The organism is Actinacidiphila guanduensis, from assembly GCF_900103985.1.
Taxonomy (GTDB): domain Bacteria; phylum Actinomycetota; class Actinomycetes; order Streptomycetales; family Streptomycetaceae; genus Actinacidiphila; species Actinacidiphila guanduensis.
This window is the reverse complement of record NZ_FNIE01000005.1, coordinates 179,996-203,981: the sequence shown is the minus strand read 5'-3', so window position 1 is coordinate 203,981 and position 23,986 is coordinate 179,996. Positions and strand designations below refer to the sequence as shown.

The 23,986-nt window shown below is 73.2% G+C and carries 20 protein-coding genes; 9 read left to right on the top strand and 11 right to left on the bottom strand.

The features are described from left to right. Window positions 1-43 precede the first annotated feature (43 nt). Complete coding sequence (locus BLR33_RS12550; RefSeq protein ID WP_245771364.1) at window positions 44-1,393, bottom strand: hypothetical protein; 1,350 nt, start codon at window positions 1,391-1,393, stop codon at window positions 44-46. A gap of 280 nt (window positions 1,394-1,673) precedes the next feature. Here BLR33_RS12550 and BLR33_RS12545 point away from each other — a divergent pair, with 280 nt between their 5' ends. Continuing rightward, window positions 1,674-2,636, top strand: a complete 963-nt coding sequence (locus BLR33_RS12545; protein ID WP_093784471.1) for a hypothetical protein — start codon at window positions 1,674-1,676, stop codon at window positions 2,634-2,636. 94 nt (window positions 2,637-2,730) lie between these two features. Here BLR33_RS12545 and glnA read toward each other — a convergent pair whose 3' ends face one another. Further along, on the bottom strand, window positions 2,731-4,140 hold the full coding sequence (glnA, locus tag BLR33_RS12540; RefSeq protein ID WP_093784470.1) for a type I glutamate--ammonia ligase: 1,410 nt from the start codon (window positions 4,138-4,140) through the stop codon (window positions 2,731-2,733). 257 nt (window positions 4,141-4,397) lie between these two features. On the opposite strand from glnA, the gene BLR33_RS12535 reads away from it, so the two are divergent. Beyond that, complete coding sequence (locus tag BLR33_RS12535) at window positions 4,398-4,865, top strand: RDD family protein (RefSeq protein ID WP_093784469.1); 468 nt, start codon at window positions 4,398-4,400, stop codon at window positions 4,863-4,865. 101 nt (window positions 4,866-4,966) lie between these two features. Here BLR33_RS12535 and BLR33_RS12530 read toward each other — a convergent pair whose 3' ends face one another. From BLR33_RS12530 to lipB, 4 genes are all read right to left on the bottom strand, one after another. Then, window positions 4,967-5,650, bottom strand: coding sequence for a DUF4191 domain-containing protein (locus tag BLR33_RS12530; protein ID WP_093784468.1), 684 nt, complete (start codon window positions 5,648-5,650; stop codon window positions 4,967-4,969). 33 nt (window positions 5,651-5,683) lie between these two features. Continuing rightward, window positions 5,684-5,845, bottom strand: coding sequence for a hypothetical protein (locus BLR33_RS12525; protein ID WP_407639665.1), 162 nt, complete (start codon window positions 5,843-5,845; stop codon window positions 5,684-5,686). A 350-nt stretch (window positions 5,846-6,195) separates the two neighbouring features. Beyond that, the gene (gene lipA / locus BLR33_RS12520; RefSeq protein WP_093784466.1) at window positions 6,196-7,188 is read right to left on the bottom strand and encodes a lipoyl synthase; all 993 of its coding nucleotides are present in this window, start codon (window positions 7,186-7,188) and stop codon (window positions 6,196-6,198) included. 152 nt (window positions 7,189-7,340) lie between these two features. Next, window positions 7,341-8,120 carry a lipoyl(octanoyl) transferase LipB gene (lipB, locus tag BLR33_RS12515; protein WP_093784465.1) on the bottom strand — a complete coding sequence of 260 codons (780 nt, stop codon included), beginning with the start codon at window positions 8,118-8,120 and terminating at the stop codon, window positions 7,341-7,343. Between the two features lie 435 nt (window positions 8,121-8,555). Between lipB and BLR33_RS12510 the strand changes: the two genes are divergently transcribed. Then, on the top strand, window positions 8,556-10,409 hold the full coding sequence (locus BLR33_RS12510; RefSeq protein ID WP_093784781.1) for a regulator: 1,854 nt from the start codon (window positions 8,556-8,558) through the stop codon (window positions 10,407-10,409). Between the two features lie 365 nt (window positions 10,410-10,774). Continuing rightward, window positions 10,775-11,860: a Gfo/Idh/MocA family protein gene (locus tag BLR33_RS12505; protein ID WP_093784780.1), complete on the top strand. Its 1,086-nt coding sequence runs from the start codon at window positions 10,775-10,777 to the stop codon at window positions 11,858-11,860. 12 nt (window positions 11,861-11,872) lie between these two features. Here the strand turns inward: BLR33_RS12505 and BLR33_RS12500 are convergent, their stop codons facing one another. Beyond that, window positions 11,873-12,730, bottom strand: coding sequence for an NAD-dependent epimerase/dehydratase family protein (locus tag BLR33_RS12500; protein ID WP_093784464.1), 858 nt, complete (start codon window positions 12,728-12,730; stop codon window positions 11,873-11,875). A gap of 561 nt (window positions 12,731-13,291) precedes the next feature. After that, window positions 13,292-15,595: a hypothetical protein gene (locus BLR33_RS12495; RefSeq protein WP_093784463.1), complete on the bottom strand. Its 2,304-nt coding sequence runs from the start codon at window positions 15,593-15,595 to the stop codon at window positions 13,292-13,294. A 743-nt stretch (window positions 15,596-16,338) separates the two neighbouring features. Here BLR33_RS12495 and BLR33_RS12490 point away from each other — a divergent pair. The 5 genes from BLR33_RS12490 to BLR33_RS12470 all read left to right on the top strand — a co-directional run bounded on the left by BLR33_RS12490 (window position 16,339) and on the right by BLR33_RS12470 (window position 21,350). Then, window positions 16,339-16,866, top strand: coding sequence for a hypothetical protein (locus BLR33_RS12490; protein WP_143031682.1), 528 nt, complete (start codon window positions 16,339-16,341; stop codon window positions 16,864-16,866). A gap of 213 nt (window positions 16,867-17,079) precedes the next feature. Further along, on the top strand, window positions 17,080-18,297 hold the full coding sequence (locus tag BLR33_RS12485) for a serine hydrolase domain-containing protein (protein WP_093784461.1): 1,218 nt from the start codon (window positions 17,080-17,082) through the stop codon (window positions 18,295-18,297). A gap of 215 nt (window positions 18,298-18,512) precedes the next feature. Then, entirely contained in the window at window positions 18,513-20,372 is a 1,860-nt protein-coding gene (locus BLR33_RS36100) for a serine hydrolase (RefSeq protein WP_245771362.1), read from the top strand. A 305-nt stretch (window positions 20,373-20,677) separates the two neighbouring features. After that, window positions 20,678-20,872, top strand: coding sequence for a helix-turn-helix domain-containing protein (locus BLR33_RS12475; RefSeq protein WP_218136651.1), 195 nt, complete (start codon window positions 20,678-20,680; stop codon window positions 20,870-20,872). A gap of 10 nt (window positions 20,873-20,882) precedes the next feature. Beyond that, window positions 20,883-21,350, top strand: a complete 468-nt coding sequence (locus tag BLR33_RS12470; RefSeq protein ID WP_093784460.1) for a Clp protease N-terminal domain-containing protein — start codon at window positions 20,883-20,885, stop codon at window positions 21,348-21,350. A 138-nt stretch (window positions 21,351-21,488) separates the two neighbouring features. On the opposite strand, the gene BLR33_RS12465 is transcribed toward BLR33_RS12470, so the two are convergent. The 3 genes from BLR33_RS12465 to BLR33_RS12455 all read right to left on the bottom strand — a co-directional run bounded on the left by BLR33_RS12465 (window position 21,489) and on the right by BLR33_RS12455 (window position 23,984). After that, on the bottom strand, window positions 21,489-22,496 hold the full coding sequence (locus tag BLR33_RS12465; RefSeq protein ID WP_093784459.1) for an NADPH:quinone reductase: 1,008 nt from the start codon (window positions 22,494-22,496) through the stop codon (window positions 21,489-21,491). Window positions 22,497-22,609: 113 nt separating this feature from the next. Further along, the gene (locus BLR33_RS12460) at window positions 22,610-22,975 is read right to left on the bottom strand and encodes a hypothetical protein (protein WP_093784458.1); all 366 of its coding nucleotides are present in this window, start codon (window positions 22,973-22,975) and stop codon (window positions 22,610-22,612) included. A 142-nt stretch (window positions 22,976-23,117) separates the two neighbouring features. Next, window positions 23,118-23,984 (bottom strand): Gfo/Idh/MocA family protein, encoded by an 867-nt coding sequence (locus BLR33_RS12455; RefSeq protein ID WP_093784777.1) that lies wholly within the window; start codon window positions 23,982-23,984, stop codon window positions 23,118-23,120. Window positions 23,985-23,986 lie beyond the last annotated feature (2 nt).

Here is a 23,986-nt window from a genome sequence, read left to right as displayed (position 1 = left end):
TGCGAACGCAGATTGCGGACGGCTCACAGCCCCGGACAGCGCGCTAGCCGAATACACGTTGATTGAGCATCCAGTCCAGGGCACCGACCCCGAGCCGGTCCGGCGCTTCGAGCAAAGTGGCCCTCACCGCCTCAAGATCGGTGAGCACGTCCGGGGCACCCGACCTGTCCAGCGCTGTCAGTCGGTCCATCGCCGAAACCACCGCACCGGGCCAACCCGGCATGCCGAAGTGACCGCGAGCTTTGGTGGCGGCGGAAACTGCGCGATGGAGGAGCGCGGCGCGCCAACCCTGCTCACGCATCACTTCACGGGTGAACCACACCCGGTCGTCGACGTGGCGAACGAACTCGGCCACCGGTCCGGCCTCCGGCACGGTGCGCAGCGCGAAGCGCGAGCCGCCGGCCCACCGCAGCTCCACATCGGACGCGACGGCTACGAACCCGAGCAGTCCCTCGGGGCCATCGTCCCGTGCTGCCACCAAAGCCGCCCTCGCCCTGCGGTACAGATCGACGCCTTGAGCAAACACCTCCGCGTCGCTCGGCCCGTCCACTGTTCCGTGGATTGCTTCCAGCGGTCCCTCCCGCCAGGCATCAACGACCAGACCGACAGCTGCCGCATTCAGCAGGACGTCCAAATCGTCCGGATCGACCCCGAGACGTGTCAGAACCTGCGGGGCGGTAGCCTCCATGTCCGGGATCGAATCGCCCTCCCTCACGTCCGCGGTCCCGGAGGGTCGTCGCGCCCCGGCCTCCACGAAGAACGGGGTCTCCGGTTCCGGCGGCTCCACCATGACCCCGTGCTCGGCCAAGTCGTCGAAGATGCAGTCGGGGCCGCAGTCGATGTCCGTCACGTCGTGCCTGCCCGTACAGCCATCCGGGCACTCGAATTCCTCGCACATCTCGGGGGGCTGCGCTTGGTTGATCACGTGGTAGGCCAGCCGCTCCGCAACCACCTCCCGAGCGCCGATCATGGCCAACTGGAGCCGGAACGCCGCGTCCTTGAGGTCGCGGTCCTCGCTCTCCACAGACGACGGCGGCTCCGGTGCGTCAGGAATCCAACTATTCGCCGACTCTAGGGAAACCAGCAACCACGCCATGCGCAGCGGCTCGACCGACTCTTCCCGGACAAGCGTGGTGACGGCCTCCGCGGCCTCCGTCACCCGCCCGAGCCGGGCAAGGTGCCGCTCACGCACCGGCAACCAGGCCGCGGCTTCGTCTCGAGCCTTCTCTGCGTCCTGGGTGCGTGCGGCATAACGATTCCGCCGTGCTCGAGCAACCAATCGTCCCAGGCACGGATGGCAGCCGAACAGTCCTGACTCAGGCGTTGGACCGAGCGGCACAGGCAACCGATCGTCAAAGGGGCTGTCGCAGATGCAGCAGTCCAGCGCCGCCACCTGCCGCGACGTAGGCAACTGCGGCAGCGCCGAGCGGATCGTTGCGTAAGCGTATGCAGGTATGTGCACGGAGAACGACTCCTCGGGAGACGACACACATTTCAGGCGGCCCTGATTCCATGTTGCGGTCCCTTCAAACCCGGTTGTCGCCGTCTGGCAAGAGGGCGGCCCAAGTTGGCGAAATCTGGCATCAAGCCTTCCTGCCTGCGGCTTCTACACTCTTGGCGATATCTGACGGCCGTCAAGGCCGCCTTTCGATGTGAAGGGAACCGCCGCACACATGGCTGCCGACGCCACGTCACCACTGGATCAAGCACGTCAGGATCTGGTGCGTGCCTTCGAAGAACTGCACCGTGCTGCGGGCAGCCCCGGCATGCGCAAAGTGAGCACGATGATCGCCCAAGGCGACCACCCCGCAGTCGTCAGCCATGAAGGAGTCCGTAGTGCCATCAAGGGACTGACCCTGCCACGCTGGGAGACCGTCCAATCGATCGTGGCTGCGCTGGCTACTGCCTGCGTGAACCCGCCACGGAATCCTGCCGACGAAGTGGCGCGGTTCCTTCCCCTCTGGCACGCAGCACGGGAGGGGGAGCCGGGGGGCATGAAGTCGGCCCGGGAACTGGCGCTCTCGGTGGGGTGGGGTACGGACGACGGGCACTGGACGCCCGAGGCTCTCCTCGGCATGATGATCAATCCCTTCAACGCCATCGAGATCGATCCGTCGCTCGCGGTTCCCCACGAGCCGTTGGTCTCGGAGGATGAGTGGGTGCAATTGGGTGTTCAACTCATCAAGGAGCATGGCGCCGAACTGGCCCTGCGTGCACTCCTGCGGACGCTGAAAGGCGACTACGTCGGCGCCGTCGAGGGCAGTCCCTTCGGCTACCAGAATCCAGATCAGGAAGTAGTCGACGCGTACATGGCCTTCCGCTACGGCTGTGACCGCATTCTGCAGCGACTCGCCACCGAGCCGAACCTCCTCCAGAGGTCGATCAGCGCGATGCACGCCGACGAGACCATGGACCGCGAGGACCGCATCAGCATGCTGCAGGCCGAATCCGACCCGTCCTTGATGCGGGAGATCATGATCGCAGCGCCGCAGTCCTGGGACGATCTCTCGGAGGAGGCTCACCACCAGATCTTCGGTTACCTCATCAAGTCGATCAGTCCGGCGGGCAGGGTCGGCCTCCCACCGGAGCAGCGGTTCCAGATCACCTGGCGCATTCCCGAGCCCCCGGCCACCTGACGCAAGGGCACCAAAACGAGCGTCGGCTCCTCCCTCAGCGGGAAAAGCCGACGCTCGTTACGATCCGCCGCCCCTCGCGGGGAACGCGGCTGGCTCACACGTCGAAGTAGAGCTCGAACTCGTGGGGGTGGGGGCGGAGCTGGAGGGGGGCGATCTCGTTGGTGCGCTTGAAGTCGATCCACGTCTCGATCAGGTCGGAGGTGAAGACGCCGCCCTGGAGGAGGAACTCGTGGTCGGACTCGAGCGAGTCGAGGACCGCGGGCAGGGAGGTGGGGACCTGCGGGACGCCCGCGTGCTCCTCGGGGGCCAGCTCGTAGAGGTCCTTGTCGATCGGCTCCGGCGGCTCGACCTTGTTCTTGATGCCGTCCAGGCCCGCGAGGAGCAGGGCGGAGAAGGCGAGGTAGGGGTTGCCGGAGGAGTCGGGGGCGCGGAACTCGACCCGCTTGGCCTTCGGGTTGGAGCCGGTGATCGGGATGCGCATGGCCGCCGAGCGGTTGCGCTGGGAGTACACGAGGTTCACCGGGGCCTCGAAGCCGGGCACCAGGCGGTGGTAGGAGTTCACCGTCGGGTTGGTGAAGGCCAGCAGCGAGGGGGCGTGCTTGAGGATGCCGCCGATGTAGTAGCGGGCGGTGTCGGACAGGCCCGCGTAGCCCGCCTCGTCGTAGAACAGCGGGGAGCCGCCCAGCCACAGCGACTGGTGGACGTGCATGCCGGAGCCGTTGTCGCCGAAGATCGGCTTGGGCATGAAGGTGGCGGTCTTGCCGTTGCGCCAGGCGACGTTCTTCACGATGTACTTGAAGAGCATCAGGTCGTCGGCGGCGTGCAGCAGCGTGTTGAACTTGTAGTTGATCTCGGCCTGGCCGGCGGTGCCCACCTCGTGGTGCTGGCGCTCGACCTGCAGGCCGGAGCTCTCCAGCTCCAGGGTGATCTCCGCGCGCAGGTCGGCGAAGTGGTCCACCGGCGGGGTCGGGAAGTAGCCGCCCTTGTAGCGGACCTTGTAGCCGCGGTTGTCCTCCAGGGCGCCGGTGTTCCAGGCGCCGGCCTCGGAGTCGATGTGGTAGAAGGACTCGTTCGACGCGGTGGCGAAGCGCACGCTGTCGAAGACGTAGAACTCCGCCTCGGGGCCGAAGTACGCGGTGTCGGCGATGCCGGTGGACGCGAGGTACGCCTCGGCCTTCTTCGCCACGTTCCGCGGGTCGCGGCTGTACTGCTCGCCGGTGATCGGGTCGTGGATGAAGAAGTTGATGTTGAGCGTCTTGTCCTTGCGGAACGGGTCGAGGCGGGCGGTCGCCAGGTCCGCGCGCAGCGCCATGTCCGACTCGTGGATGGCCTGGAAGCCGCGGATGGAGGAGCCGTCGAAGGCCAGCTGCTCCGTCGGGTCGAACGTCGAGACCGGCACCGTGAAGTGCTGCATCACGCCGGGCAGGTCGCAGAAGCGGACGTCGACGAACTTGACGCCCTCGTCCTTGATGAACTTGTTGACGTCGTCGGCGTTCTGGAACATCCAACTCCTCCTAGGCCCGGCCGGTGGCCGGGTTGGCGATCGAGGTGCGGCCGGTGCGGTGGCACACACTGCCAGACCTTAGGGATCAGGGATTTCTCCAGCATGACCCATTTGTTTCGCAGAGGTTAACCACCACGTCGCGCGAGTCCCACGCGTCGCACCGCTGCGCGTACCCCGCAGGGCTCGCAGGGAACGCTTTCCGGCCGCCGCGGTGCCCGCCCGGCAGCCGCCCGCGGGCCCAGGGTTACCGTTGTGGCGTGGACAAGAGAGAAGTGGTCGGTTCGTGGCTCTCCGGGCCGCGCGCGGCGGCCGAGCAGATGGGCGTCGACTTCGGCTACCGCGGCGAGCGGCTGGGCCTGCCCGAGTCCGGCCCCGGCTCGATCGCGCCCGTCGGGCGCCGGATCGCGGCGATCTTCGTGGACTGGATCCTCTGCGTGGTGATCGCATACGGCCTGATCGCTCACCGTAGCGTGCACAGCGCGCAGAACTGGGCGCTGCTGGTGTTCGGCGTGGTCAGCCTGATCGGCCTGGGCCTGGTCGGCAGCACCCCGGGCAAGATGATCCTGCGGCTGCGGGTGGTCGGCGTGGACGGCCGCCGGCTCGGCCTCCTGGCGGTGCTGGTCCGCACTGTGCTGCTGCTCCTGGTGGTGCCGGCGGTGGTGTGGGACCGCGACACCCGCGGGCTGCACGACAAAGCGGCGAAGGCGGTTCAGGTCAGGATCTGACCTGGACCGCCTTCGCCGGGTACGGAGCGGCGGGCGCCGCGGGCCGAGTGGCCCCGCAGAGGGGCGGGGCCGGGCAGGGCCACCGCGGAGCGTGACGGGGCTCAGCGCCCGCGCGGCATCCGCAGTCCCCTGGGCATCGGGCCCTTCGGGATCGGCATGTTGCTCAGCAGGTCGCCCAGTGCACGCAGCCGGTCGTTGACCTCGGTGGTCTTCGGGCCGCTCAGGGCGCGCGGCAGGCGCATCAGGGTGGTGCGGATCTTCTTCAGCGGCAGCTGGCCCTCGTCGTCACCGACGATGTAGTCGCGCACCGGCACGTCGTAGACCACCCGGGCGACCTTCTTCTTCTCGGCGGCCAGCAGGGACTTCACCCGGTTGGGGTTGCCCTCGCCGATCAGGACGACGCCGGCCCGGCCGACCGCCCGGTGCACCATGTCCTGGTTCTTGTTGACCGCCACCGCCTGGGTGACGGTCCAGCCGCGCCCCACGTTCTGCAGCACCGCGGCCGCCGCGCCCGGCTGGCCCTCCAGCTGCCCGAAGGCGGCCCGCTCGGCCCGGCGGCCGAAGACCACGGCCGTGGCCAGCAGCGCCAGCAGCAGACCCAGGATGCCCGCCCAGATGGGGTGGCCGATCAAGAAGCCGAGGGCGAGGAAAACACCGAAGGTGACGATTCCCACTGCCGCAAGGACGAGTCCGACCTTCGTATCGACTCGCCTGGTCATCTTGTATGTCTGGACGATCTGTGCCAGCCGTCCAGAACTGCTCTCGGATGTTTCCTTCCTCGCCATGCGGCAAAGGATACGTGGCGTGTCGGTACGCCGTCACCGCGGCCGGGCGGCACCCCCGGGCACGCCGGCCGTCAGGGCGGCCATCTCGTACTCGGCCTCCCGCCGGTCCCGGGCGCGCTGGCGGTCCGCGACGACGGCGGCCCAGGCGTTCCTGCGGGCCGTCTGCTGGCCACCGCTCAGCAGAAAGGTTTCCACAGCCCGCAGCGCGCCGGCCACAGGCGTGCGGCCGGGACGGCGGAACGGAGCACGCACCTGCTCGGACGACATGGCGTCCCCCTCATGAGGGCCCTCGTAGGGGCTCGGACGGGCGGATCATGTGCTGGACGGGCGCGGGACCCGGAGCAGGGCCCGGTCAGGGCCCACGCGGAGCCCGGTCCAGGGCCCGGTTCGAGACCCGGGCAGGCCCCGCGGCAGGTCCCACGGGGCGGAGCCGCCGCGGACCGGCCTGGGACAAGGGTCGCCACACCGTGTTACCAGGCGGTGACCAACGGGTCAATCTCGCATGAAAGCCGCGCCGCCGCCGCGCGGACCTCCCGTACGGTGGTTCAGCCGATCGCCGCGACCGGCGTGACGGGGCTTCCGCCCAGCTCCGCGGCCTGTCCGCGGCGGTCCACCGCCTGCTGGAAGAGGCGCCCGGCGCGGTAGGAGGAGCGGACCAGCGGCCCGGACATCACACCCGCATAGCCGATCTCCTCGGCCTCCTCGCGCAGCTCCACGAACTCCTGCGGCTTGACCCACCGCTCCACCGGGTGGTGCCGCACGGAGGGGCGCAGGTACTGGGTGATGGTGATCAGCTCGCACCCGGCGTCGTACAGGTCGTGCAGCGCCTGGCTGATCTCCTCGCGCTCCTCGCCCATGCCCAGGATCAGGTTGGACTTGGTGACCAGGCCGGCCTCGCGGGCGCGGGTGATCACCTCCAGCGAGCGCTCGTAGCGGAAGGCGGGGCGGATGCGCTTGAAGATCCGCGGCACCGTCTCCACGTTGTGCGCGAGCACCTCGGGGCGGGCGCCGAAGACCTCGGCGAGCTGCGCGGGCTCGGCGTTGAAGTCGGGGATGAGCAGCTCGACCTTGGTACGGCCGGCCGCGCGGTCGGCGGTCATCGCGTGGATCTGCCGGACCGTCTCGGCGTACAGCCAGGCGCCGCCGTCGGGCAGGTCGTCGCGGGCGACACCGGTGATGGTGGCGTAGTTGAGGTCCATGGTGAGGACGGACTCGCCGACCCGGCGCGGCTCGTCGCGGTCCAGGGCCTGCGGGCGGCCGGTGTCGATCTGGCAGAAGTCGCACCGCCGGGTGCACTGGTCGCCGCCGATGAGGAAGGTCGCCTCGCGGTCCTCCCAGCATTCGTAGATGTTGGGGCAGCCGGCCTCCTGGCACACCGTGTGCAGGCCCTCGCTCTTGACGAGTTTCTGCATCTGCGTGTACTCGGGGCCCATCTTCGCCCGGGTCTTGATCCACTCGGGCTTGCGCTCGATGGGGGTCTGGCTGTTCCGGACCTCCAGGCGCAGCAGCTTCCGTCCGTCGGGTGCGACTGCGGACACGACCGGCTCCCTACAGCTATGGTTCAGCTTCGATTCTTCGGCGAACACCAGCGTACGCCCGTGATTCCCACGTCCTCGCTCCGTGCCAACCTGTGGCCTCGGCCGCGCATTCCCGCGTCCGGCCGCGCCGCGGCCCCGTCCGGGCAGGGCCGTCAGACCGCGCGGGGCAGCGGCACGGCGGCCGTCATCACCGCGGCCAGGTGCTTCTCGACGACCGGCAGCACCTCGGCGACGGTGACCTCGCGGCCCAGCTCCTCCGACAGCGAGGTGACGCCGGCGTCGCGGATGCCGCACGGCACGATCCGGTCGAACCAGGTGGTGTCGGGGTTGCAGTTGAGCGAGAAGCCGTGCATCGTCACGCCCTTGGCCACGCGGATGCCGATGGCGGCGAGCTTGCGGTCCTCGCGGCGCTGGCCGGCGTTGGAGGGCGCGTACTGCGGGCCGCTCAGCCGCGGGTCGAACTCCTCGTCGGCCAGCCGCGGGTCGAAGTCCAGGGTCAGGCCGCCGCTGGCCCGCTCGGTGACCGGGTCGCCCAGCACCCACACGCCGCTGCGGCCCTCCACCCGGGTGGTCTCCAGGCCGAAGTCGGCGGCGACGCCGATCAGCGCCTCCTCCAGCCGGCGGACGTGGGCGACCACGTCGACCGGGCGGGGCAGCTTCTGGATCGGGTAGCCGACCAGCTGGCCCGGGCCGTGCCAGGTGATCTTCCCGCCGCGGTCGACGTCCACCACCGGGGTGCCGTCCAGCGGCCGCTCGTTGTCGGCGGTGCGGCGGCCGGCCGTGTAGACCGGGGGGTGCTCCAGCAGCAGGCAGGTGTCGGGGATCTCGTCGGCGAAACGGGCGGCGTGCACGCGGCGCTGCTCCTGCCACGCCTCCTCGTAGTCGACGGCGTCGGCGCCGAACCCCAGGTGGACGAAGTGCAGCTCGTTCACGTCAACTCCCTTGCGTGTACGCGACGGGCGGGCGCGCGGTCGTCGGGGGTGGGACGGCCGTACCCGCCTCACTCACTGTACGGCGGTACGGGCGATTCCCGACCGGGGGGCGGCGGTGTCCGGAATACGGGCAGTTGTCGTTCATTCGGGCGAAGATGCGCCCCTTTCGGTGAGCGTCCGCCCACCGGCCGTTACATTCACGCCGGATCACCCGACGTGATTCCGAACCGCCCAGAGGAAGTGGACCGTACGCCGATGACGGACCGCCCCACGCAGCGCCCCCCGACCCCCGCGGCCGCTCCCGCCGAGGTTTCCGGTGCCGGTTCCGGTACGGGAACCAGTGCCGGTTCCGGCGCTGCTGCCCGTACCGGTGCCGCATTCGGTGCCGCGGCTGCTCCGGACCCCGGGGCCGTGCCCGCGCCCGCCCCCGCGCCCGTGTCCGAGGCCGCGGCCGCGGCCGCTCCGGCGCGGGCCGACCGGCCGGGCCGGCCGAACGCCAAGCTCGCCGCGGTCATCGCCGAGGCCGGCTTCTCGCACGCGGGGCTGGCCCGCCGGGTCAACCAGCTGGGCGCCGAGCACGGCCTGGATCTGCGCTACGACAAGACCTCCGTGACCCGCTGGCTGCGCGGCCAGCAGCCGCGCGGCACCACCCCCGCGCTCATCGCCGAGGTGTTCACCCAGCGGCTCGGCCGCCGCCTGGCCACGCAGGACCTCGGCCTGGACGCGTGCGCGCCCGTCTACGCCGGGCTGGAGTACGCGGCGACGCCCGCCGAGGCGATCGACATCGCCAGCGGCCTGTGGCGCAAGGACACGGGCAACCAGGCCGAGCTGCGGAAGATCGCCTTCACCCCGGCGGGCCTGGTCGTCCCCAGCCGCGACTGGCTGATCGGCCGCCCCGACGACCGCGTGGCCCGCGGGGTGCCGCCCGCACCTCCCGAGCCCACTACCCCGGCGGCCGACCGGACGGCACGGGTGCCGGTGCAGGGCCGCAGGGGCACCGCGGGCGCCGACGGGGGGCTCGTACCGGGCACGGGGGCGGCGGGGCCGACGGTGCCGCACGGGTACGCGGGCCCTGCGCGGCCGGGCGGGGCACCGGGGGCGTACGAGGGGACGGCGGGCGCGGGCGGATATGGGGGGCCCGCGCGGCCGGGCGCGGCGCCGGGTGGTGCTTCCGCGGGGTCCGCGGGGACGGTCGGGGTGCCGCGGAGCGGCAGCGGGGCCGCGGGGGGCGGGGTCTACGGGGTGCCGGGGGCTCACGAGCGGCCGGCGCGGCCCGGCGGCGGGCCCGGGGGGTACGAGGGGGGCGCCGGGGGCGCCGGGGGTGCCGGCGTCCTCGCGGCGGCGGGGCAGAGCGGTGGGCGGGCGAACTCCGCGGCCGGCGGGGGGCGGGTCGGGGCAGGGGACGTGGCCGCCGTACGGGCCGTCGGGGACCTGTTCCGTTCGCTCGACCACGCCTACGGGGGCGGCCACGCGCGGCTGGCCCTGGTCCGGTACCTGGAGCACGAGGCCGAGCCGATGCTGCGCGGCTCGTACGGGGAGGCGCTGGGCCGCCGTCTGTTCGCGGCCGTCGCGGACCTCACCCGGCTCGCCGGCTGGACGTCGTACGACATCGGCGCGCACGGGCTCGCGCAGCGGTACTTCGTGCAGGCGCTGCGGCTCGCGCAGGCCGCGGGCGACCGGGTCTACGGGGGCTATGTGCTGGTGACGATGAGCCGCCAGGCGGTGTACCTCGGGCACGGCCGCGAGGCCGTCCAGCTCGCGCGGGTCGCCCAGCAGGGCGTCGGGACCAGCGCGCCGCCCGTGGTGCAGGCGCTGCTGCACGCGGCCGAGGCGCGCGGGCACGGGCTGCTCGGCGAACCGCGGGCCTGCGCGGGCGCCTTGGCGCGGGCCGAGCGGGCCCTGTCGGGCGCCCGGGGCGGCGAGGACGTACCGCCCTGGGCGCGCTTCTTCGACGAGGCCCAGCTCGCCGACGAGTTCGCGCACTGCCACCGTGACCTGCAGCAGTACCGGGTCGCCGCGCAGCACGCCGAGCGCTCGCTCCAGCTGCGAGCCCCTGGCTACGTGCGCAGCAGGCTCTTCTGCCGCACGGTCCTCGCGGTCTCCCGGCTGGGCCTCGGCGAGGTGGACGCGGCCTGTGCCCAGGGCCTCGAAGCGTGGCGCGCGGCCTCCGAGATGCGGTCCCTGCGCGCCGCCGAATACGTCCGGGACTTCCGCACCCGCCTCGACCCCTTCCGTGACACAGCCGCCGCCCGCACCTTCCACGACCGCGTCTCCTCTCCCACGTGGTGAGGGTCCCTGCCGGGGGCTACGGAGCGACCGCGTCTGCCCCCTCGGGCCGGTGGTGAAGCACCCCGAAGCACGTGGCCGGCCGCGCGGTTCCCCGCGCCCTCGGGTCGTACGGGTTTCCCCCACGCGCGAAGGGCACGGTTTTCAGGGGCGCCGGGAACTGCGCGAGCAACCACCCACCGGGGGGTGGTCCGGAGACGACAGCAACAATCCCTCCGGGTCGGTGGCGAAGCCCGACACGGATCCAACTGGCCGCACCTCCCCCGCGCTCACGAAAAACCTCGGCCTCTCCGCGCAGGGCGTCCCGGACCGCCCCGGGGACGGGGCGGCGGCGCTGAGGGTGACGTGGGAACCGTAGAGTGCCGGGCATGGCATTCGGGATCATCGGGAGCGGCTGGCGGGCGGAGTTCTTCGTGCGGCTGGCGCGCGCCCTGCCGGACCGGCTGGAGGTCGCCGGTGTGGTGACCCGGTCGGCGGAGCGGGCCGAGGCCGTACGCGGGTGGGGCGTGCCTGCGTACCGGACGGTGGACGAACTCCTCGCCGCCGAACCGGAGTTCGTGATCGCCTCGGTGCCGTGGGAGGTCAGCCCGCAGGTCGTGCGGGAGTTGGTGGCGCACGGCGTGCCCGTGCTCGCCGAGACACCGCCCGCGCCGGACGCCGCCGGGCTGCGCGAGTTGTGGCGGGCGGTCGGCGGGGCCCGGCGTCCGGGCGGCGGCGCGCTCGTCCAGGTCGCCGAGCAGTACCCGCTGATGCCCGGCCACGCCGCCCGGATCGCGCTGGCCCGGGAGGGCGTGATCGGCGAGGTGACATCGGTCCAGCTGTCGTCCACGCACATGTACCACGCGATGTCCCTGATCCGGCACACCCTCGGTGTCGGGTTCGCGCCCGCCACGGTCACCGCCCGCGCCTTCACCGCCCCGCTGGCCGACCCGCTCTCGCCCCGCGGCTGGTCCGGCGACCTCACGCCCAAGGACGCCGTCACCACCCTGGCCCTGCTCGACTTCGGCGGGGGCCGCTCCGCCCTCTACGACTTCACCGACAACCAGTGGTGGAACCCGCTGCGCACCCGCCGCGCGCTGGTGCGCGGCTCGCTCGGCGAGATCGCCGACGAGACCGTCGTGCGCATGCTGGACCCGCGCACCCCGGTGGAGTCCCGCCTCACCCGGCGCCGCACGGGCACGGACCTCAACCTGGAGGGCGCCGAGGTGCACCACATCTCGTTCGACGGGCGCGTGGTGTGGCGCAACTCGTATGTCGGCGCCGGCTTCTCCGAGGACGACCTCGCCGTGGTCGACCTCCTGTGCCGCACGCAGGCGTGGACCCGGGACGAGGGCCCGGAGCCCTACCCGCTCGCCGAGGGCTGCCAGGACCACCTGCTCGCCCTGGCCGTCGAGGAGTCCGCCCGCACGGGCGCGGCCGTCACCGTCACCGCGGAGGAGTGGGCCGCGCCCTGAGCCACGGCCCGCTCAGTGCTCGACCTCGTCCCGCCAGGAGTGCTGCGGGTCGTAGCCGAGGACCCGGCGGGCCTTGTCGATGCTGAGCAGCGTCTCGTACGTGCCGCGTTCGCCGCGGAGTTCGACGCCGGGGAAGACCTCGGCGAGCAGTTCGGCCGACGGGCGGTTCATGATCGTGTCGGCGGCGGCGATGACATAGCTGCTCGCGCCGGTGACGTCGGCGGTCAGGCCGAGGCGGGCGGCCTGGGCGACATCGCGGGCGTCGACGTAACCCCACAGGTTCCACTTGCGCTTCGCGGCGTCGTCCCAGTACCCGGGGACCTTGCCGTAACCGCCGGGCAGGTGCACGTTCGACATCCGCAGCGCGACGAACGGGATGCCCGACCACGCGGAGATCTGCTCGGCCGCGGTCTCGCCGAGCACCTTCGACAGGGCGTACGTGCTGGTGGGGTACGGGTAGTGGTCCTCGTCCACGGGCGCGTACGCCGGCGGGACGTCGAAGGGCAGGCCCAACGTCGTCTCGCTGGACGCCCACACGACGCGGCCGAGCCCTGCCTGCGCCGCGGCGAGGAACACGCTGTTGTTCATCGCGGTGTTCACCGCCAGGGTCTGCGCGGGCGGGAAGAGGCCGGGCGCGGGGATGTTGGCGAGGTGGACGACGCTGTCGGCGCCGTGCAGGACGTCCGCGGCCTGGCCGTAGTCGGTGAGGTCGGTGCGCAGCAACTCCGCGCCCAGCCCCTCCGCCCACGCACGGTCCGCGGCCGTGACCGCGAGGTCCACCGCCCGCACGGTGTACCCGTGCTCGACCAGGTCCGCCACGACGACGCGGCCGGTCATCCCGGTGGCCCCGGTGACGACGACTGTGCTCATGCTTGCTCCCGACATACGCGCGGTACGGCCCGCCGCCCGCGGTGCACGGTCCCCTGCCGGGAGCCGCGGCCGCAAAGCCCCGCCCCCCGCACCGACCCGGCGGCACCCTCCACCCGAGCCCGTGCCCGGGCCACCGCCTCCCACACCACGACCTGAGCCGCTGGATCTCTTCCACCTCCCATCCTCCCCCGCCGGCTCCGGCACCGACCACCGCCCCACCCATGGCTCGCCGACAGAGGCTCTCGCATCGCCTGCCGCCCACGGCTCGCCGCGGGGTGGCCCTCCTCGGCGCTCGAACCCGCGCCCCAGCGCACAGGGGCCCTCGTCCGCGCGCGAGCGCACGGGGGCCCTCCCGCCTTTCAAAAGGGCCGCTGGCGGCCCTTGGACACACACCCGAGCACGCGGGCCCTCCTCCGCGTCCAAGCCCGCAGGCCCTCCTACGCGTCCGAGCACAGGCCGGAGCACCCACCCCGAAGCCCGTGCCCAGGTTCGCACGGACACCGGACTCAAGCCGGGCTCAAGGTGCGGGTCCCCGCAGCCGGTGGCCGCTTCGCCTTCCGCCTACGGCATGCCCTGGCCGCCCATGCTCTGCCACGGGTGGGTGTAAGGAGTGGTGGCCGGGTCGGCGGGCGGGGCGTCCAGCGCGTCGGGCTGGTCGTCGGCCGATGTGGCGGGCGGGTTGCCGCCGCCGGTGTCCGAACCGGTGCTCTCACTCAGGGCGCTGAGGACCGCGCCCGTGCCCACCCCGAGGGCGAGCACCGCGGCGGTCGCCATCACCCGTGCCGTCCTTCGCCTGCGCGGGCGCTCGGCAGGCGGGGCGGGGCGGGCGGGGGCGGTGTCCGACGGATCGGGGCCCAGCAGGCGGAGGTTGGCGCGGGAGATCTCGGCGCCGGCCGTGTCGGCCACGCGTATGCGCAGGTCGAACGCGTGGGCCAGGAAGGTCCGTGCCTCGTCGGTGCGGCCCTCCAAGGCGTGCAGGGTGCCGAGTTGATGGGTGAAGTACGCGGCCGCCGCCGTGCTTGCCGTGCGCTCGGCCGCGGCCCGGCCGCTGTCCAGGACCGCCTGCCACGCCTGCCACTGGCCGCGCAGGAACGGCAGCTTCTCCACGCACGCCGCCAGCCGTTGCGCCGCTGCCCACTCCTCCTTCCTGGCCGCGTGGGCGAGCAGGGCGAGCGCGGCCCGCAGCTTGCCGGGGACGTCCAGGCCGCCGGGATCGCGGGCGCTGATCCACTCGGCCATGGCGTCCAGGGCCCCGGCCGTGTCCATGTGCTCGGTGGCGACCCCCTCGTACTGCCGCGGCGCACCCGAGCGCAACGCCACCCGGTCCTCGTGCCGCACGGCCAGGCCGAGGACGACCAGCTCCTCGAACGGCGCCGCGCCCCGCACCCGCGCCATCGTCCTGGCCAACCGCAGCGGCAGTGCCGCCCCGTCGGTCAGCGCGAGCACGGCCAGCGCCTGCAGCTCCTCCTCCGCGAGCACCCCGAGCACGGCGTCGGCCAGAGCGGCAGGCCCTGTCCGCACCCCGGGCCCGCCGACGGCACCGCGCCAGAGCCGTGACGGCTGCCCGGCCGCCGAGGAGCCGAACGGTGGTGAGGCGTCGGCCCCGCCCGGACCGTACGGAGCGTCGGCCGCGGCCTGCCCGTACGTGGGGCCGGCCGTCTGCCCGTACGCAGGCACATCCCCGCCCGGACCGTACCCGGCGGCCGCACCACGTCCGTACGGCGTCTCGGCCCCGCCCGGCCCGTACCCGCCGTCCGCCGTACGCGATCCGTACCCCGGCTCCCTCCCGTTCGGCCCGTACAGGAAGTCGTCCTTCGGCCCGCGCGTGGGCTCGGCTCTGTTCGTCTCGTAGCCGGGTACTGCTCGGCCCCTCCCCCGCGGCGGAGATGCCTCGGCGGCAGCTTCAGGAGGATGCGGCGGGTGGTCGGGAGAACGGGCGCCCCGGTCGGCGTGGCGGGGGCCGGCGGCGGTGCCGCCGGGGCGGGTGGCGGGGGTGGTCCTTCGTCGGTCGGCCGGAGCCGGCCTGGAGTGGCGGCCGGTGGTCGCGGCCGCGGGCGCGGGCCACGTTCCCGTCTCGGCGATCTCGGCGACCGTGGCCAGGTCGTAGCCCCGGTGGCGGACCAGGGCGGCGGCCTGGCACAGGGCCAGCGGGTTGCCGGAGACGGCGGCCACCAGGCGGTGGACCGCGGGCAGTTCGCCCGGCGAGATCATGCGGCCGGTGTCGCGGGCGAGCAGGGCCAGGGCGTCGGCGTCGGCGAGGCCGGGCAGCGGGTGGGAGGCGCCGAGCAGGCCGATCACCGGACGGGCGGCGGCGACCAGAACGGCGCAGCCGGACAGCGCCCTGCGGACCAGGGCGATGGCCTCGCGGTCGAACGACACGTCGTCCAGCGCGACGACGGCTTCGACCCGCCGCAGGGCGTCCACGCACTCCTCGGCCGTCAGCCGCCGGCCGTCGAGCGGTGGGACATGGAATTCGCCGACGAGTTCGTGCAGGAAATCGACAACACCGAGTGCACCGACGCGGATATATGCATCCGGGCCGATCGCGTGCAGCAGCGCGGTCTTTCCGGAACCGCTTTCCCCGGTGAATTCGATCATCGCGCGGGTGCGCACCGCACCGCGCACCGCCTGCAATTGGGACTCGCGCCCGACGAGGGTGCCGACCGCGCGTGCGTGCGACCGGCTCGGCGGACGGCGCAGCGGTACCTCGCCCCTGCCGCCCCACGCCCCTCTCCCGACCGACGCGGCCACACCCGCGCCACCCGTGGGCGCGCCTTCGACGGCCGCGGGCGCCGACCGCTCCAGCAGCAGACCGCGCCCCCGCGAGAACACCGCGCGGAAATCCCCGAACACCACCCGGTCCATTGCCGAACCCCCAATCCACAGGCTCCGTAATACCCCTACGGCACTCCGCGGGACGCCACCTTGGGCCCCGACGTCCACCACGCTAGGGGTTCCGCCGATCCCGCGCGCAAAGTTATCCACAGGCGGCACCGGAAATCCGAATTTCAGCCCGCTGGCCCCGTCCCGTGCGCGAGGATCACCGGTTGCCCCCGAACACGCCCCGGTCCTGTCCCCCCGGCAATTGCCCCGCCCGCCGTCGCCTGGGCCGCGCCGCCGATCTGCCCGGATCATACCGTCGCGCAGCAGACACCCGACCGCCCGAGAAGCACCCGGCCCCGGTCGCGGCGGGGGTGAACTCCCGTTCTGGCCGGGGCCGTTGGGAGGACGGCGTGGCGAGGGCGTGTCTGACAAATAGCGGCGTCCGCCCGGCAGGGCGGGGGCTGCGGGGTCTGGTGCTCCCCCTTGCCTTCGGTGGGGGTGCCCCCAGATCGCAAGGCGGAGGGTGGGGGTACCTCCCGGGCCGCAAGGCCCAGGGGGAGAGAGCGCTGGGGGTACCTCCCTGGCCGCAGGCTCAGGGGGAGGGCTGCGCCGACGACCGACAACGCAGCTGGGGGTCCCCCCGCCGAAGGCAGGGGGCGCGTGCCAGACCCCGCCGACCAGGCGGGATTTGTCAGACACGCCCTAGCATGGTCTGGCTCCTGCACGGTCCGCACTTCGCTTCCCGGGGCCGCGGGCGGTCCCGGATTCCGCTTCCGGAGGTAGCCATGCGCAGCAACAGCAGGCGGTTACGCGTGTTCGGGACGTTCGGCGCGCTCGCGCTGGGCCTGGGAACCGCGGGGGTTCTCGGAGCCGGGGACGCCGCCGCGGCGAGCCCCGCGGTGACGCTGATCGGCCCGGACCAGTTCTTCACCGCCCAGGTGAACGGCGTCACCGACGGCGCCGCCATCAAGGTCCTCTGCGCCGGCCCCGTCTCGCCCTCGTCCACGGGCCACCCGATCGCCGGGCAGACCGTCTCCGTGTCCCCCGTCGTCGACCCCACCTCGAAGACCGGCGTCGGCTACACCGGCGCCTCGGCGAGCCGCGTGGTGGCCTCCTTCGGCACGGCCTCCTCCAGCAACCAGGCCGTGGTGATCACCGCCTACGGCGTCGCCGAGCCGATCCCCACGAGTCTCAACCTCCCTTGCGGCGGCACCGGCGAGGTCGGTTTCGTGCCGAACCCGACGAGCAGCACGGCGATCACCGCGCTCCTCCCGGTGACGTACGTGAACGAGGGGCTGCAGAAAGCGCGTTGACGCGCGGCCCTGATCCCGGGAAGTGACGCTCCCTCATCTACCGTCCCCCCGTCCGCCGAGTCGGGGCGCGGTGGCGCCACCCGCACCTGGGCACGGGGGGACAGCCCCACCCCCGGGGCGGGCGGCACCCGGATCGTGCGCGGCCGTTCCGCGCGGTTGGCTGGTCTCCGGCCGTGAGGGACACGGCCGTCGGGACGAGCAGGGGGAACGGCGATGCGGGTGGCGGGAACGGGACGGCGGGCGGTCACGGTGGCATGGGCGGTGGCGCTCGCCGCCACCGCCCTGGGCGCGGTGCCTGCGGTGGCGCACGCGGGACACGACGGCAAGGCGGGGCCGCGGGGCTACACGGCCGCCGATCTGCAGCGCGACCTCGCGGCGGTCCGTGCCGCGGGCGGCGGCGACGTCAATGTGGTGGCCCGGGTGGACCGCGCCGGTCAGGCGCCGCTGCGGGCCCGGTTCGGCACCGCCGGGCTCGGCTCACGCCAACCGGTGCCCTGGGCGCCGGAGTTCCGCACGGCAAGCTCCACGAAGACGTTCACGGCCGTGGTGGTGCTCCAACTCGTCGCCGAGGGGCGGCTGTCGCTGGACGACACGGTCGACCACTGGCTGCCCGGCGTGGTGGCGGGCAACGGCAACGACGGCTCCCTGATCACCGTACGGAACCTGTTGCAGCAGACCAGTGGGCTCTTCGACTACGTCACCGACCCGGCCGTCCAGGAGCGGATGTCCGGCCACTTCGCGGAGAACCGCTACGACGACACGCCCCCCGAGCAGTTGGTCGCCATCGCCATGACGCACCCGCCGCTTTTCCGTCCCGGCCAGGGCCGTTGGGCCTACTCCAACACCAACTACCTGCTGGCGGCGATGATCGCGCAGAAGGCGAGCGGCCAGGACTGGGCGCAACTGGTCGAGCACCGGATCATCGCACCGCTCGGCCTGCGCCACACGTACATCCCCGGCGCCGACCCCTTCCTGATCGGGCCGCACGAGCGCGTGACGGTCGACGGGCCCGACGGCACACCCGTCGATCTCACCGAGCAGAGCTTCCAACACACTGCCGATTCCGGGGTGGTGAGCACCCCGGCCGACCTCGACACCTTCTTCCGCGCCCTGGCCGGCGGCCGGCTGCTGCCCGCCGCGCAGTGGGCCGAGATGCGGCAGACGGTCCCCTACGACGACCTGCCGGTGCCGCCCGCCGGCCGACAGGGCGGCTACGGGCTCGGGTTGCGGGTGCTCCCCCTCACCTGCGGCGGCACGTACGACATGCACGAGGGCGACGGGATCGGCGTGTACGGGCGTCCCGCGGTGCGCGCGGACGGGCGGCGGGCGGTGACCGTGGCGATCACGACGACCACGGCGCTCGTGGACCAGACGAGGGTGAACGAGGCGGTCGAGGCGCTCACCGACCACGCGCTGTGCGACCGGGGGTAGGTGTCCGCGAGTGCCGTGCGTGCGACGGTCGCAACCGCGGGGTTACGTCGGCACAACATCGCCTCCATAACATGAGGTGATTTTCCGACGAGCCTTCTCCGGACCCTGTCGCAAGCTCCTGACCTGCGGCAACGCGGCGGATACCGGGGGTGCTCTCAGCGGATTGCCACCCGGCTCTCAGAGGAACCCCAGAATTCGTTCCTACGGTCGGCGGCATGACACACCACAGGCCGCCGTCCGCCGGCGGCGACGGCGGGGGGTGGGCGATGCGGGACTCCGGCGGCACAGCGGGCGAACCCCCCGCGCCCCCGGCGCCGACGACGGCTGCGGCCGCCGCTCCGGCCGCCACTGGCGCGCTCGAACTCCCGCGCCCCCGCGGCACGGACGCCCCCGATTCGGGTACGCCCTCCGCGGCCCCGACTGCAACGGCCCCCGAACCAGGGGCGGAAGGCGCCGCCGAGCCGCAGCCCGCGGCCCCGCGGGAGCCAACTGCCGGGCCCGGCCGGGCAGACGAGGGCGAGCCACCGGTTGAAGGGGCCGAATCCTCCACCGAGGAGGGCGAGTCCAGCACCGAACCGGACGCGCCGCCCACCGGAGCGGCCCAGCTCTCCGCCACACGGGACGAGTCGACCGCCGAACGGGACGAGTCCTCCGCCGAACGGGACCACTGCACCGCCGACGTTGGCGAGCCACCAGCCGAAGAGGTCGGACCCTCCACCGAACAGGACGAGTCCTCCGCCGACGCGAGCGAGCCGCCCACAGAAGAAGTCGAGCCCTCCGCCGAACGGGACCACTCCCCCGCCGACCCGAGCGAGCCGCCCACCGAAGAAGTCGGGCCCCGCACCGAACAGATCCACTCCCCCGCCGACGCGGCCGACGAGGGCGACACGGCCGCACCACCGGCCGATACGGCCGCCCAGGGCGAGCCCAAGGCGCCGGACACCCCCGACTCCCCAGAAGGCAGCGGGCGTTCGACCTCCTCGGCTCTCGCCGCTTTTACCGCCTCCGCACGGGAGGCGCGGCGGACCCTCGGCAGCGGCGTGTTCGCCGGGCGCGTGCCGGCGCTCGGGGAGTTCGGGGAGAAGGACGGGCAGGAGCCGGACGGGCGGTGGTGGGTGCGGCGGTCCGTGGTCATGTCGGTGACCGCGATCGCCGCTGTCGCCGTGCTGACGCTGGTGGCGGTCGCGCATTCGCCCGCGGCGAAGGCGGGTTCGGGCCAGGGTGCCACCGGCAGCGGCTCCACGGTCGCGCACCCGACGCCCACGACGCTGCCGCCCACCACGGTGCAGGCGATGCCGACCACGGCCCTGCCGACGATGACGACGCCCGCGGTCGACCCCACGTCCGCCGTCGCCGAGGCCGTACGCAACCTCGGCGTTCATGGACACCTGTCGGTCGCCGTGGCCGAGGAGGACGGCAGCGGGAAGGCGGTGTACGACAGCAGCGACGACACGGCGTACGACACCGCCAGCATCGTCAAGGTGGACATCCTCGCCTCGCTGCTGCTGCGCGACCAGAAGGCGGGCACCCATATGACCGCCTACCAGCGGAAGTTGGCCGAGGAGATGATAGAGCGCAGCGACAACGACGCGGCGCTCGCGCTGTGGCAGACGATCGGCCGCGCCGCCGGGCTCGCGACGGCGAACAAGGCGCTGGGGCTGCACCATACGATCGGCGGCGACGGCGACCTGTGGGGCCTCACGCAAACCACCGCGGGCGACCAGATCGCCCTGCTGAAATCGGTGTTCGGCAGCGACTCACCGCTCTCGACATCCGCCCGCACCTACCTGTCGGGGCTGATGCGCTCGGTCACCGACGGCCAGCGCTGGGGCGTCCCGGCCGCCGACACCGGCAGCGGATCGGGTCATCCCGCCCTGAAGAACGGCTGGTTGGAGCGCAGCGCCACCGGCCTGTGGGACATCAACAGCATCGGTGAGGTCACCTACAAGGGGCGCCGGCTGCTGGTGGCCGTGCTCTCCTCGAACCAGCAGTCCGAGGATTCGGGCATCGACCAGGTCGAAGGCGTCGCCCGCGCGGCAGCGAAGGCGTACACGGAAGCGACCGCCGCACCCTGAGCGGTGGCAGCCGCCGCACCAAGCCGCACGGAGCCGCACCGGCTGAGCACCCCACCGGCACCAGCCCGCACCAGCCCGCCCGCCTGGACCCTCGCCCTGAACCTGGCACCGGGCCACCTCGGCCATTCCCGCCCACACCGGCACCCACCCCACCGGCCTCCGCCGCTCCGGGCCGCCCGCCCGGACCCGCCCTGGACCAGCGGCCCGCACGGGCCACCCCCGACCACACCGCCCGCACCCACACTCGCACACCCACCCGTCAGTCTGGGTTGACACATCCCGCCCGTCAGTCCAAACTGACACCCATGGACATTACCGCCGTCATGAACGCGGAGGACCCCGCCGTCGGCCTGCGGGCCGTGGGCGCGCTGCACCGGCTGGCCGAGCAGGTCGAGGCGGCGCATGTGGCGCTGGCCCGGCGGCAGGGGTGGTCGTGGGAGCAGATCGGGGACGCGCTCGGGGTGTCCCGCCAGTCGGTGCACGCCAAGTACGGAAAGTGAGGGGGCCGTCATGCCCGAGACCGCCAGCTTGCGGCTCAAACCCGTCATCGAGTTCGCCCGCACCGAGGCCGAGCGGCGCGGCGACCGCAGGATCGGCACCGACCACCTGCTGCTCGCGCTGCTCGTCGACCCGACGGACGACCCGGCCCGCGCGCTCGGGGTGAGCCTCGCCCAAGGCAGGGCCGCGCTGGACTCGCTGGACCGCGAAGCGCTCGCCTCGATCGGCGTCCGGCTGGACGCCCCGCTCGAATCGCCCCTGACCCGCGGCCACCGGCGGCTGCCGCTCAACTCCTCGGCCCGCGCGGCCGTCGCGGGTGCCAAGCGCCACGCGGACAGCGAGCGCAAGGGGCGGCGGGTGGCACCCCGCCACCTCCTGCTCTCCCTGCTCACGGCCCGCCACCCGGACCCGGCCGCGGACCTGCTGGCCGCCCTCGGCCTGCAGGCCCCGGCCGTACGCGAACGGCTGGTCGCACAGTAGCCGTCCGCGGCCAGGACGCGGGGCGAGGACAGAACACGGGGCGAGGACAGGAAGCGGGCCGAGGGCAGCGCGAGGACGCGGCCGGAACGGGCTCAGGACGAGACCAGGACCGGGCCAGGACGGGGCCGCGGCAAGGGGTCAGGACGGGATGTCGATGAGCACCTTCCCGATCACCCCGTTGCGCACCGCCTCGTGCGCCTCCCCGGTGCGCTCCAGCGGGTAGCGGTGGTAGGGCAGCCCTGCCTCCGGGCCGCCGCGCAGCGCGCCCTCGGCGACGGCGGCCGACACCGCCGCCACGCCCGCGGCCAGGGCCGCAGGCGGCACGGTGTAGAGCAGCAGGCCCTGCCAGCGCAGGTTCGCCGTCATCGAGGGGCGGATCGGCACGCCGAACGTGCCCAGGTCGTCGGCGTAGAAGGCGATCACCGCGCCGTTGGCGGCAACGGCCGTGTTGAGTTCGGCGTTGGCGCCGGGCGCGACCTCGACCACGATGTGCACCCCGTCGGGGGCGATCCGCCGGATCTCCGAAGCGGCGTCCTGCTCGCGGTAGTTGACGACGTGGTGGGCACCGGCCGCGGTGGCGAGCGCGCCCTTCTCGGCACTGCTGACCGTGGTGATGACGGTGGCGCCGGCCCAACGGGCCAGCTGGATCGCCGCGTTGCCCACCGCGCCCGCGCCGCCGGCGACCAGCACGGTGACGCCATCCAGTGCGCCGGGGGCGAGCCGGTCGGGGCCGCCGTCTGCGACGGTCAGGGCGCGGTGGGCGGTGAGCGCGGGCACGCCGAGGCTCGCGCCGAGGTCGAAGGAGGCGCCGTCGGGCAGCGGGACGGCCCGGTCGGCGGGCACGGTCGTGTACTGCTGGGCGGTGCCGTCGGGCCGCTGGTACGCGGACAGCAGGAGCCACACGCGCTCGCCGACCCGCTCGGCGGGCACACCCGCGCCGACCGCGTCGATGACACCGGCGCCGTCCTGGTTGGGTACCTGGGGCCGGGGCGGCGCGGTGTTCTGCCGGGACTTCCAGTCCGTGGGGTTGACGGCCGAGACCTCGACCTTGACCCGCACCTCGCCGGGACCGGGCTCGGGCACCTCCCGCTCGGTGAGGGAGAGCACGTCGGGGCCGCCGTTGGTGGTGTAAACGATCGCCTTCATGGTCCGTACAAGCTACTGCGGCCGCGGAATCTTCCCCGTGACGGCGCGCAGGCGGCGGCAGGAAGGCACGCACGGAAGACACGCACGGGACCGATGCCACCCGCCGCGACGCCTCAGGTCGGTTCGGGCAGCAGCACCTGGTCCGCTGCCGGAGGCACCCGGGGGGTGCGCGGTACGTACGCCCCGGAGGCGCCGCCGTGGCCGCGGTGCACCAGCAGCCCGGCGACCGGGTCGGGCACCGCGTCGAGGGCGGCGCCGGTGCCGGGCAGCGCGCGCCACTGCCGCCACGATTCCTCGCGGGTGAAGGAGACTTCGAGCACGACGCCCCAGCTGTGCTCGAACCACTGCCAGCCCACGGCGCCGTTGGTCACCAACGACTCGGAGAGCGCCTGCTCGTACGCGGCACGCCACGACGCGGCCGAGATCCCCGCGTGTTCGGCGTCCATGACCTCGATCGACCACCAGTCCGCAGCGTCCATCCTTCGACGATAGACACCGATTTGGGCGGCCGGAAGGGGCCGCACCCGCATCCGGCGTGATCCTTTTCGCCCAGGTGCGCCCCGTTGTGCGCCCGGCGCCGCCGGGGAACGCCCGAGGGCCTGCCGACCCGCCGCCGGGGCGTCAGCCCAGCAACTCCTCCGCTGCCGCCAGGATCTCGGTCACCCGCAGCCCGAAGTGCACGTCGCAGGGATGCGGTTCGGGCCCGGCCAGCGCGTCGATCGCCCGCGCCATCGCGTCCACGGCAGGGCCGTTGATGCCCTCGGGGTACGTCGCGACCCCGTGCTCGCCGCGGAACTCCACCGCGACCCCCGCGCCCGCGGGCGGCGCCGTCAGGGTGAGCACCGCCGTGCTGGACGCGCCGCCCTCGTGACGCAGCACCAGGTGGACGGTGTCGCCGCGGCCGCGGGCGGCGTGCACCTCGGTGACGTCGCCGAGCACCGGCAGCAGGACGGACAGCGCGTGCGGGCCGACGTCCCACAGGCCGCCCTTCTCGCGCCGCCAGGGCGAGTCGGCGTACGGGCTGGCGTCGCCGCTGAAGACGGCGCCGTACCAGTCGGCGCGGCCGGTGAACCAGCCGCCGGCGGCGGCCTGGGTGTCGATCCACCCGCTCGCGCCCTCGTCGAAGCGCAGGGTGAAGAAGACCACCGAGCGCACCCCCGCGGCGTCGACGGCCTCCACGACGGCCCGCGCGTCGTCCACGGTCGCGGCCAGGGGCTTGTCGAGCAGCAGGTGGCGGCCGGCGCGGGCGGCCGCCACGGCGGCCTGCGCCTGGAGGTGCGGCGGCAGGGCGATGGCGATCGCGTCCACGTCGGCGATCAGGGCGTCCTGGTCGCCGTAGGCGCGGGCGCCGAACTGCTCGGCGATCGCCGTCGCGGCCTCGGGCCTGCGCCCCCACACGCCGGCGAACTCCGCACCGGGGTGCGCGGCGAGCGCGGGGGCGTGCGCCTTCCACGCCCACGGCCCGGTGCCGAGCAGCCCGACCCGCAGCG